This is a genomic window from Mycobacterium gallinarum (assembly GCF_010726765.1).
GTDB classification, from domain to species: domain Bacteria; phylum Actinomycetota; class Actinomycetes; order Mycobacteriales; family Mycobacteriaceae; genus Mycobacterium; species Mycobacterium gallinarum.
Genome location: NZ_AP022601.1, coordinates 4,413,374 through 4,425,632, shown reverse-complemented (window position 1 = coordinate 4,425,632; position 12,259 = coordinate 4,413,374). Strand labels below are relative to the sequence as shown.

The following is a 12,259-nucleotide window of genomic DNA, read 5'->3' as shown; positions in this document are numbered from 1 at the left end:
AGTTAGTGCCCTATCTATAGGCGTATGGTGGGGGCATGACGGTCGTCGACGCGGACCTCGATCCCCTGGCCCTCGAACGGCAGGTGTGCTTCGCGCTGGCGGTGACCAACCGCGCGGTGCTGGCCGTGTACCGCCCGCTGCTCGAACCGCTGGGCCTCACCCATCCGCAGTACCTCGTGATGCTCGCGCTGTGGGACAACCACAAGTCCGATGTCGATCGGCCGATGTCGGTCAAGGCGATTGCCACTGCGCTACAACTGGATTCGGCGACCCTCTCACCGATGCTGAAGCGGCTGGAAGCGCTGGGGTTGATCACCCGCACGCGCAGCGCGGCCGATGAACGCGCGACCGACGTCGGCCTGACAAAAGCGGGGATTCAGCTGCGCCGGCGAGCCCTGAAGATTCCGCCGGCGGTCGTGGAGCGGCTCGGGGTCGGGCTCGACGAGCTCGAGCGGCTGCACGACGTACTGACCCGGGTCAACGCCGCGGCGCTGGCGGCGGGCGCGCTCGACGAAGGGAAGGAATCCCGATGACCCCGATGAAGAAGCCTGGCCCTCTGCAGTACATCGCGTACTGCTACGGGAAGCGGCTGCCGGACTCCATGCGCGAGTGGGTGGCTCACGATCTCGCCGACCACGGCGCAGTCCGCCGACACATGATCCGCATGGCGATCCCGCCGCTGCTGGTGCTCGGTCCGTTCTGGCTGCTGCCCGCTTCGCTGTATGTGCATATGGAGATGACGGCGCCGATCTACATCTGGGCGATCCTGATGTCGCTGGCGCTGAACAAGGTGTGGCGCAGACACCGGCTCGCGCAGCACAATCTGGACCCCAACCTCGTCGACCAGATCAAGCGCAAGAGGGACGCCGCCATGCACGAGGCCTACGCCCGCAAGTACGGGCCGCGCCCGGAAGAGGCACGCTGGCAGTCCAACAGCAGCCCGTTCTAGGCGTACAGCGCCTCGACAGCGCGGGTAGCGGTGGCCAGATCGACGTTCATCTCTTCCCGGTAGGCCTTGATGGCGCCGATCTTGTTCCCGGCCGCGACCAGTTCGCGGACACGAGGCGGCGCTTCGTTACGGGCGATCGCCGCAGGGTTGGGCATCGGCACGCCCGTCTGCTCGTAGAGGTGCTTGACAAGCTGCTCGAGTACGCCGAGGCGCTCGTAGATGTCGTTGGTCGTGGTCACCGGCACAGTGTGTCACCGCAGTTATCCACAGGCAGCGCAAACCAGTACCGGATCTGTCAGCACCCGCACTTAGCGTGCAAGTCATGACGAACTGGATAAACACGGTCAGCCGTGGCCACGTCGAGCGCGGGGTGCGCGGGCGCTTCACGCAGGCCAATCACGGCAGGCCGCACATGTTGCGCAAGATGGCACGCGGCGACTGGATCATCTTCTACTCGCCGAAGACGGACTATCCGGAGGGCGATCCACTGCAGGCCTTCACCGCGATCGGGCAAGTCGTCGACGACGAGCCGTATCAAACCGAAGTGACGCCGGACCTCCAGCCGTGGCGCCGCAACGTCGACTTCCTCGAATGCACCGAGATCCCCATCCGGCCCCTGCTCGAAAAGCTCAACTTCATCGAGGACACCTCGCGGTGGGGCTACAAGTTCCGAGCAGGGGTGTTCACCATCGACGATCACGACTTCGCGGTGCTCCGATCGGCGATGACCAGCCCGAATGGCCTCGGCTGACGCCCTCGACAAAAATCTCGGTTTGATGACGTCGCTGCCGGGTACATACAGGTAGCAATTGGGGGACGCTGTTCGGACGACTGCTTCGCTGGTCGTGCGCGCGACGAGGGTCCCGGACCGGGAGAAGGACGATATGGGCACCAGCGCCGACATAAGTAGTGGACGTTTCACCATTTGTCCGGCATGCGGATACCCGAGCGCCGGCCTGTGCGCCCCCTGCAGCCAGATAGGCTCGGCCATCCAGATCGGTCTGCACCGCACTGTTCCTGTTGTGAGGCAAGCCAATCCAGCTGCCTAACTGGGCAGCGGCTGAGGTGCGGCCTACTCTGGTCTGGTGAGCAACACCGACCCGGCCCCCGCCGAAGTCGCCTGTGCGCCATCGCCATTCACCGGAGTACTCCATCCGCGCGAGGTTCCGCTCGGTGGACCGCGCGCGATCCGGGTCCGGCGCACCCTCCCGCAGCGCGAACGCTCGCTCATCGGTGCGTGGTGCTTCGCCGACCATTACGGTCCGCACGACCTCCGCGGGAATCCCGGCGGCATGGACGTTCCTCCGCATCCGCACACCGGGCTGCAGACCGTCAGCTGGCTGTTCACCGGCGAGATCGAGCACCGGGATAGCGCAGGCGTGCACGCGATCGTGCGGCCCGGTGAGCTGAACCTGATGACCGCGGGCGCAGGCATCTGCCACTCCGAGATCTCGGTGATCTCGGGGCCGGCGTCCACCGTCCTGCACGGGGTACAACTGTGGGTCGCGCTGCCTGATGCGGATCGCGACACCGACCGCGACTTCGCGCACTACGCCCCGCCGCCGCAGTCCCTCGGCGACAGCACCATACGGGTCTTCCTCGGCGAGCTCGCCGACGCGCGCTCACCCGTGAACACCTTCACGCCGCTGCTCGGCGCGCAACTCGACCTCGACCCCGGCGCCGAGCTCACGCTGGACGTCGACCGCACCTTTGAACACGGCGTGCTGCTCGACCAGGGCAGCGTCGACGTCGCCGGGACCACACTGGACGTCGCAGACCTCGCGTTCCAGGCTGTCGGCTGCGACCAGCTGAGCATCGTCAACCGTGGCGGCGGGCCTGCCCGCGTCCTATTGCTCGGCGGCACACCGTTTCCCGAGCAGCTGGTCATGTGGTGGAACTTCGTCGGCCGGAGCCACGACGACATCGCGACCTACCGCCGGCAGTGGCAGGACCACGACAGCCGGTTCGGTTCCGTCGCGGGCTACACCGGCGCGACCACCCGGCTGCCGGCTCCTCCCTTACCGCACGCGACGCTGCGGCCGCGGCCGAACCAGACGCTCTAAGCCGCGGCAAACGTGAATGCGGTGCCCACCGCGTTGGGCACGAACGCGTCGGGCAGCGCCGCCGCCAGCCGGTGCTGGGCCTTCCATCCCGTGCAGTGCGCGGGCACCAGGGTGTCGGGGCTCAACTCCACAAACGCATCGACGGTCGGTCCGATGATCGGCTCGAAGACCTTGCCCGTGAGGTGGAACCCGCCGAGCAGCGCATGCAGACGGTCTACCCCCGTCAGCCGAAGGGCGTGCCGCGCGATGTTCACCGCGCCCGCATGCCCGCAGCCGGTGAGAACGACCAGCCCCTTGCCACGGACGTTCACCACCAGCGCCTGCTCGTCCAGTAGCAGCGGGTCGGGCTCCCAGCGGCCGTCGCGCCACGCCTCGTGGTTGGGCAGTCCGCGCTCGAACTCCGTCGTGCGGTCGACCTCGCCGGTGATCAGCACCGAGCCGTCCAACAGCAGCGACGGCTGCCGCCGCTCGATCACCTCGAAACCCTCGGCCTCGATCGCCGCGCGGCTCAGCGTCGGCAGCTCCATCGGCGTTGCGTTCGGCAGCGCGAACCGGCGCCTGCTGAACACCAGGGGATGCACGGCCAGCGGCAACCCGCTTCGACCACGCAGCCGGACCAACCCGGGAAATCCTCCGTCGTGATCGGGATGGCCGTGACTGAGCACAACGACCTCGATGGCCGACGCATCCAGACCCATGCGTTCGAAGTTGGTCGCCATACCATCCGGCGAGATACCGGTGTCGAAAAGCACTGTGTGTGTTCGGTTCCCGCGGCGCGTCGTCACCAGCGCGGAGAAGCCGTGCTCGGCGATCAGTCCCGGCGAGGCCTTGCCGCCCTCGAACTGCGGCGCCTCGACCGGGGGCACGGTCCCCATCCCCCTGCGACGGGCCGGCCCGACGTCGCCCATCAGCGCGTCGTAGCTGTTGTCCACCAGCGTGGTGATGGTGATCTCGTCGACCGGTTCGAGCGTGATCGGATCAACCGCCGTGCCCTCCGCCTGCCGCGGTGTGGACGCCAACGCCTCTGCGGCGGTGCCGCCTTCATCACACATGACTCCATCTTGCGCCCTCCGGGTATAGAGGAGGCATGGCAACCGACAAGACCGGCGCGACGACCACCGTCAACAAGGAGGCCGACCGCTTCACCATTTCGGTGGACGGCACCGTGGCCGGTTTCACCGAGATCTCCGACAGCGACGGCCAGCGCACGTTCCCGCATACCGAGGTGGACGACGCATTCCAAGGCCGCGGCCTGGCGTCCATCCTGATCGGCGAGGCGCTGCAGCAGACCAAGGATGAAGGCCTGCGGATCGTGCCGGTGTGCTCAATGGTTCGGTCGTACGTCGAGAAGCACCCCGAGTTCGACGACGTGGTCGACGCCTAGCCAACCAGGGCCGATATCGTCAGATCCGATGACGACTCAGGACAGTGCTGCCGACACAGCGCAGCGCGGCGGCACCCCGACGGCGTTCTTCACCCTCGACGGTGACCGGTTCGTCCCGGCGTCGATCGCACGCGGACCGTGGGGTCAGACGATCAGCGGCAACTACCTCGGCGGGCTGCTCGGCCACGTTCTCGAACGCGATGCGGGCGAACCGGATCTCCAGCCGGCACGCCTGACCGTCGACCTGTTCCGTCCCGCGGCGCTCGCACCCGTGCGCGTTGACACCAGCGTGGCGCGGCAGGGACGGCGCCTGAAGTTGGTCGACGCCGTCGTCACCCAGGGTGAGACCGTTGTCGCCCGCGCCACCGGATTGTTCCTGCGCCGTGGCGAACAACCGGCGGACGAAATCTGGAGCTCGCCGGTGAACATGCCGCCGATCCCGCCGACACCCGACCCGATTCCGCGCGGGCTGACCACGCTGGTGTGGACCTACGGCAAGGAAGACCACACGCCCGGGCCCGGCTTCGGTCTGTCCGCGTGGGAACACGCCGGCCCGAAGTACATCTGGGTACGCGACATCCGCCCACTCGTCGCAGGCGAACCGCTCACCGCGTTCACCCGCGCCGCGATGGCCGGCGACATGGCGAGCTCGCTAACCCATTACGGCGCACAAGGTTTGCAGTTCATCAACGCCGACTACACGTTGACGCTGAGCCGGCTACCCGAAGGTCCGTACCTCGGCCTGGCCGCGCTGACCCACTACAGCCACGCCGGGGTGGCGACCGGCGTCGCCACCCTCGTCGACGAATCCGGTCCGATCGGCAGCGCCACGGCGACGGCGCTCTCGAACCCCGGCTTCAATCCGCCGCATCCGTAGCCGCCTACTTGATCTTGTCGGCGATGGCGCTGGCAATCGACAACCCTGAGCTTCCGACCGTTGGTGAGCAAGCGCGCACGTCGACAATGACATTGGCGCGCAACGCCATATTGCGTTCGCACTGCTGCCCCGCCGTCGCCGACGTAGTCGGAGTGAGCTTCATCGTCATGACGCCCGCGGTGGTCGACGGCGCGCCGAGATCGGCCTCCGTCGACGCGCCCTGGTACTCGAACCTGATGTGACTGTCCTTGCAGGCGTTCCAGTCGGCGGCCTGCCGGTCGTAGAACATCTTGGCGGCGTTGGCATCTGGGAAGGCCGTGACCGCCTGCACCAGCTTGTGCGTCGGATCTGAGAACACGCCCTGGATCACCATGGACGTGAAGCCGGATCCGTCGTAGGTGGCTTGATAGGCGGGGCCCCACGCCCCGGTGCAGTTGGGTGGTGTGACCGAGCCGGCGAGCGGTGCGTATTCCGTTGGCATCGCCGTCATTCCGGGCTTGTTCATCCGCCCGCTGACGTCGTTGGCCGATAAAAGAAGTCCGGGCAGCGCGTCGTCGGGGATGTTGGCCTGCGCGGGGGGAGCCGGGGCGGGTTCCGACGTCGCCGGAGCACGTGAAGTGGTGGTGCGCGCCGCCGTTGTCTCCGTAGAGGCTGCCGTCGACCCGGAATGGTCGCCGCCGGAGAGGGCCAGGACGAGCACCACGATCACCGCGATGGCTGCCGCGGCCGCCGCGCCAATGCCCAATATGCGTCCCTTACCCCCGAACCTGTCGGGGCGCCCCTGCGGCACGACTGACGGAGGGGCGCTTGGCTGTGGTTGGGGCCGGTAGGCCTGCTGGCCGCCGGGGAAACTCGGCCCGGTGAGCTGAGCATTGGGCCGTACGGCGGGACGGGCGTAGGGCGGTGGTCCCGTCGGCGGCGCCGCCCGCGGCGGGTCCGGCCACGGCCGAGGCGCCTGCCTCGTCGGGGCCGGACGCAGCGCGACCGTCTGCTCGTCGATCGCTCGTTCGGCGGCGGCGGCGAAGTCACGCGCCGACTGATAGCGGTCATCGGGGTTCTTGGCCATAGCCCTGGCGATCACGTGGTCGATGGCCGCAGGCAGCGCAGGCACCAGATCGGTGGCGCGCGGGGGCGGGTCGTTCAAGTGCGCGGCCATCGTCGCCGCCATGCCTCCGGAATTGCCGAACGGCGAGCGCTGGGTGAGAAGGTCGAACAACGAGCAGCCGAGTGAATAGATGTCGGCGCGGCCGTCGACCGTGTAGCCCGAGAGACTTTCCGGCGCGGCGTAGGCAATGGTGGCCACGACCATGCCCGTGGCGGTCAGGTTCGTCGCGTCGTCGAGTGCGCGGGCGATTCCGAAGTCCGCCAAGAAGACTCGCTCGTCGTCGGAGGAGAGCAGAAAGTTGGCCGGCTTGACGTCCCGGTGCAGCAGCTGACGACGGTGCGCATAATCGAGTGCTTTGGCGACCTCGCCCACGATGTGGACGGCGCGCGGCGGCGTCATCCGGCGTGCGCGGGTTTCCTTCTCCGCGTCGCTGCCGTCGACGTACTGCATCGCGATCCAGAGCTGGCCGTCCTCGGTCTCACCCCGGGTGTAGACGGTGACGATGTTGGGGTGATCGAGCGTCGCCGCCAGATCGGCCTCGCGGAGGAACCGGGCGCGGAAATGGTCGTCTCGAGACAAGCCCTCGGAGAGCACCTTCAGCGCGTCGCTGCGGGGCAGGGCGGGGTTTCGGGCCTTGTAGACCGTGCCCATTCCGCCCGCACCCAGTACCGCCTCGATGGTGTAGCCGGCCACCGTCATGCCCGGACTCAACGCCACACTGCCCCCTCATCTCGACCTCGTCTGTCCTAGCATGCCGTGCTGGGCAGCGCGAACACCCCGCGACTTCTCAGTCGCGGGGTGTTCGGTTGAGCGATGGATCGTCGGCTAGCTGAGGCCGACAACCTCCTGCGCGATCTCGGCAACGCGCGTCTGCGCTGCCGACACCAGCTTCTGACGGTTCTTGTTCATTTCCTCGTAGGCGATGATCGTCCGGATGTCAGACGGTGCCTCGAGGTCCTTCACAGCGGCGACGGCCTCGTTGAGGTTCAGCTCGTCGTAATCGGCGATCGGCAGCTCCTCGGCATCGAGAATGCCGCCCGCGGCGCGCGCGTTGTGCAGCGCGTCGGCGGTCTTCTCTGCGCCTTCGTCACGGACCACGGCCTCGGCGCTCTGCAGCGCCGCGTCACGCGAGGCACCGATCGCCTTGAGCGCGACCTCACCGGCGCGCTGCGCGCGACGGACCAGGTCGTCGACGGCCGGGCCGGTGGAACGCACCAGCTCGGCGACGCGCTCGGCGGATTGTGCCGACCACTGACCGGGGAGATTCACGATCTTCACCGCGGTGCCCGCAGCCGCTTGCAGCGGCGTCCGACGCAGGGCCGCCGGCCCGCCGAGGGCGTCCTCGGCCAGCACCGTGGTGAGCCAGTTGACCGTCGCCGAGTGCGCAGTGATCAAGCGATCGGCAAGGGCCTGGACGTCGGTGTTCTTGGCCGAGACCGCGAGCGCCTTGATGTAGCGCGAACGGTCCAGCAGCTGATCCTCCAACGCGAGATCGCCGAGCAACGCCTCGTCGAACGGCTGGGCCTGCTCGGTGAGCGCCTTCACGGCGGCGGCGGCGCGACCGAGGAACGGGCCGATGGTGTCGGGAAATCCGCCGAGGTCACGAATGGCCTTCTCGATGGCCTCCGCGCGGATACGGCCGTTGTTGGCGTTCTTGGTCAACTCATCACGGACAGCGTCGGTTCGTGCCTGCGCAATTCGGGTCTCGGCGACCTGAATTTCGGTATGAGTGAGGTCGAGAACGGTTCGTAGTTGGTTGATCAATGTCGTTTCAGTGGCATTAGCCATCAGTAATCGCCCCTTAAGCGTTGACGGTTTTGGTCGGCGCTGGGGTGCACCTGCCGGTTGGCTACCCGACACTCCGGGCTAGCCAACATTCAGGACTGTGAGATAGATCGCATCAGGCTCAGCGGGGCTTGAGCACGATCACGGGGATATCGCGGTCGGCCCAGCTCTGGTACGTGTCGAAGTCGGCGTAGGCATCGACCAGCTTCGGCCAGAGCCTCGCCTTTTCTTCCGGCGACGCGGTCTCGGCGCGCACGGCGCGGCGATCGGTGCCGATCTCGATATAGGCGTCCGGGATCGCCACCAGATTGTGGTACCACTGCGGGTGGGTGTCGCTACCACCCTTCGACGCCACCACGATCACGTCCTGACCGTCCTCGATGAACACCAGCGGCGAGACGAACGTCTTGCCGGATTTGCGGCCGGTGTGCTCGAGCAGCAACGTGGGCACCGGTTTCTTCAGCCCCGCACCGATGCGCCAGTTGGCGCCGATCTTCCCGCCAGACTTCCGGTACACCCACACATGCGCCTTGCCGGCATACTTCATCACCTTCGTGACGAGCGGCGAATTCAGTTGTGCCGGTTTCTTGTTCGGGTCCATCTCTCCCCTAAAGATACTGGGCGGTGCTGCCGCCGACGGGCATGTCGCCCATGCCGAGCTTGCGGTGATCCCAACTGCGCATCCGGCCGGGTACCACTCGCACGCAGATCCGGTTGTTCATCATCTGATCGACGAACGGACGCATCTCGTCGGTGTACGGACCGGTATAGCGCTCCCACACGCTGATGCCAACGCGCAGATTGGTTTCCGGATCATCGATGATTTCCGCGGTGCCGTCGATCGACACCCCGCGGAGCGTGGTGTAACTCTGCCCGTCCTCGATCATGACGGTGATCGTCGGGTCGCGTCGCAGGTTGACCGCCTTCTGCGACTTGGCCTTCGTCTCGAACCAGATCTCTCCGTCGAGCACGGCGTACCACATCGCCACCAGATGCGGCCGTCCGTTGGGGAGCACGGTCGCCATCGTCGCGGTGCGGCTGCGCTCGATGAACTCGGCGATCTCCTCGTCGCTCATGACGATTTTTGAACGTTCGTTCTTGCCCACGCGTCGATACTTTCAGGTCGCCGCTGCGGTCACCTTCACCGGGATGCCGTTCAGCGCCCCGTTGCCCGACGGCTCATCGAAGAAGTTCGGTGGGGACAGGACATTGGTGTTCACGCCTGGGGAATCGTTGGCGATCGACATCCGGGTGCCCGATTTGCCGTGGCCCCAGCCATGCGGCATCGAGACCACGCCCGGCATGATCGCGGCGGTCACCTCGATGGGCACCTCGATGCTGCCTCCCTCCGACGTCACCGTGACCACGTCGCCGGTCACGACACCGTGCTTTACAGCGTCATCGGTGTGCATCAGCAGCGTGCACCGGTCTTTGCCCTTCATCAGCGGACCGACGTTGTGCAGCCAGGAGTTGTTGGATCGCAGATGACGTCGGCTCACGAGCACCAGCTCGTCGGGCGCGCGGTCGAGACGCCGGGCCAGACGGGGCAGGTCGTCGAGCAGATACTGCGGCGCCAGCCGGATCTTCTTGTCGGCGGTCCCCAGGATGTCGGGGACCTGCGGCACCATCGGGCCGAAGTTGATGCCGTTGGGTTCGGCTTTCAACCTTTCCAGCGTCAGGCCGTCTGGGTTTTCGCCGTACCTGTCACCGAACGGGCCGGTGCGCAGGGTGAGGTCCAGGATGCGTTCGGGGCCGCCGTGTTTGTAGTGCTTGCGGATCTCCGCGCCGTCAAGGCCCTGGGTGAACGCCATGTAGTCGAAGAAGCCGTCGTCGATCGCGGCGACGTCGACGTCCTCGGCGGGCACGCCGGTGCACAGCCCGGTGAGCCTGACCAGGATTTCCCACTCGTGGGGGCGGTCCGGTTGGTCGGGCTCGAAGACCGGCGCCGAGTAGTTGGCGATGCTGTTGACCGCGAAGTTGAGGATCAGGTCGTCGTGGTGGGGCTGCTCCAGCGGCGACAGGCCGGGCAGGATGACGTCGGCGTGCCGTGTCGTTTCGTTCAGCCACAGGTCGACGGAGATCATCGCGTCCAGTTGCGGCAACACCTCATCGAGTTTGTGGCCGGCCGGAGTGGACAGCACCGGATTGCCTGCGACCGTGATGAGGGCCTTGATCTGCCCCTCCCCCGGCGTCGCGATCTCCTCGGCCAGGCACGACACCGGTACCTGTCCCAATACCTCTTTGGCGCCGCGCACGCGGGTGCGAAAGCGGCCGAATTCGGCGGCGCCGTCTTCGAGGCCGGGGATCGGCTGCACGGTCACCGACCACGCGGTGGCGCGCGGGAACATCGAGCCGCCCGGCTTGTCGAAGTGTCCGGTGAGGATGTTGACGACGTCGACGAGCCAGCTGGCCAGGCTGCCGAATTCCTGGTTGCACGTCCCGATTCGGCCGTACACGACGGCTCGTTCGGTGCTGACGAGCTCGCGCGCGAGCTCCCTGATGCGCTGCGCCTCGATGCCTGTGACACCGGCGACCCGCTCCGGGGACCAGTCCGCGGCAACCTCCCGCAACTGGTCGAGTCCGTCGATGTGAGGCGCGAGGTCTCCGAGGGCGACCAGGTCTTCGTCGAACAGCGTGTGGGTGACACCCATCAGCAACGCGGCGTCGGTACCAGGTGTGATCGGCAGCCACTCGCTGGCCCGCGCAGCGGTCTGGGTGCGGACGGGGTCGATCACAATCACCTTGCCGCGCTTGCGAATTCCGTCGATGATGCCCATGACGTCGGGTGCGGCCAGCAGCGAGCCCTGGGAGGCGGCCGGGTTGGCGCCCATCACCACCAGCAGATCGGTGCGCTCGATGTCGGGCACCGGGAACGTCCACCATCCCCCGTACATCAGGTGCGACGAGAGGTTCTTCGGCCACTGGTCGACGGTTCCGGGCGAGTAGGACAGCGGAATGCCCGACATGCCGAGCAGCACGCCGGTGTAGCGGCCGAGGGAGAACGAGTGCGCGAGCGGGTTTCCGGTGTAGCAGGTCACCGCGCCGATGCCGTGCTTCTCGATCACCGGTGCGAGCAGCTCGGTGCAGCGGCGGAAGGCGGCGTCCCAGCTGACCTCCTGCCACTGGCCGTCGACTTTGATCATCGGCCGGCGGATCCGGTCGGGGTCGTGGTGGACCACGCCCAGGCTGGCGCCCTTGGGGCAGATGTGGCCGCGGCTCCAGACGTCGTCGCGGTTGCCGCGGATGCCGGCGACCTGCCCGTTTTCAACCTGAATCTCCAAGCCGCACATGGCTTCACACAGCGGGCAGGTGTACAGATGTCGGCCGTCCTCGCCGGTACCCGCCAGCAGGTTCTTTTGTCCGGTGGTCACATTCGCCCTCCGCTGCTTCCGCCGAACGTGGGTTACCCGCACACCTAACGGCTGGAATGCGTGCGGGTAACCCACGTTCGCCACGGTCTTGTTGTGACACACTGTAACGACAAACGGGTGAAGGCAGGGCGCGATTCATGGAGACCGTCGAACGCCGCCACCGGCGTCAAGGTTCACGCCGCGACCCGTCGATCGACGCGGCGGTGCTCGCCGCGACCCGGCGCCTGCTCGTCGACCGCGGCTATACGGCGACGACCATCGACCTGATCGCCTCCACGGCGCAGGTGAGCCGTCCGGCCGTGTACCGGCGGTGGAGTTCCAAGGCGCAGCTCGTGCACGAAGCGCTGTTTCCCGACCTCGGGCCCGAACCTCCCGCGGACGACTTCGTCACCGAGATCACCCGGCTGTGCCGCGGGGCCCTGGCCATGTACGAGGATCCGGCCGTACGTGAGGCACTTCCCGGTCTGCTCAACGACTTACGGTCCGACCGCAGGATGCGCCGCGTCATCAGCGACCGCCTGGAGGCCGCGGCCCGCAACCAGCTGGCCGGCCGGATCGACGCCGCGGTCGCCGAGGGAACGGCCCGCCCCGGGATCGACGCCGACACCGTCATGGACGTCATCGCCGGCGGTGCCTGGTACGCCGTCTGCGTGCGTCACGTCAACGACATCGATGCCGCAGCGGCAGCGCTCAGCGAGCTGGTCCTGCGCGGAGTGCTCGTCTGA

At 67.1% G+C, this 12,259-nt stretch carries 14 protein-coding genes; 7 read left to right on the top strand and 7 right to left on the bottom strand.

All coding sequences use genetic code 11. From position 1 onward, the window contains the following. The first annotated feature begins 35 nt into the window (after window positions 1-35). Together G6N42_RS21830 and G6N42_RS21825 are read left to right on the top strand one after the other, a co-directional pair. A complete protein-coding gene (locus G6N42_RS21830) occupies window positions 36-533 on the top strand; it encodes a MarR family winged helix-turn-helix transcriptional regulator (protein ID WP_163732693.1) in 498 nt (165 codons plus the stop codon). A gap of 5 nt (window positions 534-538) precedes the next feature. Next, on the top strand, window positions 539-949 hold the full coding sequence (locus G6N42_RS21825) for a DUF5313 domain-containing protein (RefSeq protein WP_163737983.1): 411 nt from the start codon (window positions 539-541) through the stop codon (window positions 947-949). Here G6N42_RS21825 and G6N42_RS21820 read toward each other — a convergent pair. Next, entirely contained in the window at window positions 946-1,188 is a 243-nt protein-coding gene (locus tag G6N42_RS21820) for a hypothetical protein (RefSeq protein ID WP_083127782.1), read from the bottom strand. The genes G6N42_RS21825 and G6N42_RS21820 overlap by 4 nt on opposite strands. An 83-nt stretch (window positions 1,189-1,271) precedes the next feature. Between G6N42_RS21820 and G6N42_RS21815 the strand changes: the two genes are divergently transcribed. After that, window positions 1,272-1,700 (top strand): EVE domain-containing protein, encoded by a 429-nt coding sequence (locus tag G6N42_RS21815; protein ID WP_163732690.1) that lies wholly within the window; start codon window positions 1,272-1,274, stop codon window positions 1,698-1,700. Window positions 1,701-2,034: 334 nt separating this feature from the next. Further along, window positions 2,035-3,012 (top strand): pirin family protein, encoded by a 978-nt coding sequence (locus tag G6N42_RS21810; RefSeq protein ID WP_163732687.1) that lies wholly within the window; start codon window positions 2,035-2,037, stop codon window positions 3,010-3,012. Here G6N42_RS21810 and G6N42_RS21805 read toward each other — a convergent pair. Beyond that, window positions 3,009-4,064 (bottom strand): MBL fold metallo-hydrolase, encoded by a 1,056-nt coding sequence (locus G6N42_RS21805; RefSeq protein WP_163732684.1) that lies wholly within the window; start codon window positions 4,062-4,064, stop codon window positions 3,009-3,011. The genes G6N42_RS21810 and G6N42_RS21805 overlap by 4 nt on opposite strands. Before the next feature lie 35 nt (window positions 4,065-4,099). On the opposite strand from G6N42_RS21805, the gene G6N42_RS21800 reads away from it, so the two are divergent. Next, complete coding sequence (locus tag G6N42_RS21800) at window positions 4,100-4,396, top strand: GNAT family N-acetyltransferase (RefSeq protein ID WP_163732681.1); 297 nt, start codon at window positions 4,100-4,102, stop codon at window positions 4,394-4,396. Between the two features lie 28 nt (window positions 4,397-4,424). After that, window positions 4,425-5,273, top strand: coding sequence for an acyl-CoA thioesterase domain-containing protein (locus G6N42_RS21795; RefSeq protein WP_163732678.1), 849 nt, complete (start codon window positions 4,425-4,427; stop codon window positions 5,271-5,273). A 4-nt stretch (window positions 5,274-5,277) separates the two neighbouring features. On the opposite strand, the gene G6N42_RS21790 is transcribed toward G6N42_RS21795, so the two are convergent. The 5 genes from G6N42_RS21790 to G6N42_RS21770 all read right to left on the bottom strand — a co-directional run bounded on the left by G6N42_RS21790 (window position 5,278) and on the right by G6N42_RS21770 (window position 11,534). Then, entirely contained in the window at window positions 5,278-7,095 is a 1,818-nt protein-coding gene (locus G6N42_RS21790) for a serine/threonine-protein kinase PknH/PknJ (RefSeq protein WP_163732677.1), read from the bottom strand. Between the two features lie 108 nt (window positions 7,096-7,203). Continuing rightward, window positions 7,204-8,166 carry a ferritin-like domain-containing protein gene (locus G6N42_RS21785; protein ID WP_163732674.1) on the bottom strand — a complete coding sequence of 321 codons (963 nt, stop codon included), beginning with the start codon at window positions 8,164-8,166 and terminating at the stop codon, window positions 7,204-7,206. 118 nt (window positions 8,167-8,284) lie between these two features. Then, entirely contained in the window at window positions 8,285-8,764 is a 480-nt protein-coding gene (locus tag G6N42_RS21780; protein WP_163732671.1) for a nitroreductase family deazaflavin-dependent oxidoreductase, read from the bottom strand. A 7-nt stretch (window positions 8,765-8,771) separates the two neighbouring features. Further along, on the bottom strand, window positions 8,772-9,269 hold the full coding sequence (locus tag G6N42_RS21775; protein WP_163732668.1) for a pyridoxamine 5'-phosphate oxidase family protein: 498 nt from the start codon (window positions 9,267-9,269) through the stop codon (window positions 8,772-8,774). 12 nt (window positions 9,270-9,281) lie between these two features. Further along, window positions 9,282-11,534, bottom strand: coding sequence for a molybdopterin-dependent oxidoreductase (locus tag G6N42_RS21770; protein ID WP_163732665.1), 2,253 nt, complete (start codon window positions 11,532-11,534; stop codon window positions 9,282-9,284). Window positions 11,535-11,671: 137 nt separating this feature from the next. Here G6N42_RS21770 and G6N42_RS21765 point away from each other — a divergent pair, with 137 nt between their 5' ends. Further along, window positions 11,672-12,259: a TetR/AcrR family transcriptional regulator gene (locus tag G6N42_RS21765; protein ID WP_163732662.1), complete on the top strand. Its 588-nt coding sequence runs from the start codon at window positions 11,672-11,674 to the stop codon at window positions 12,257-12,259.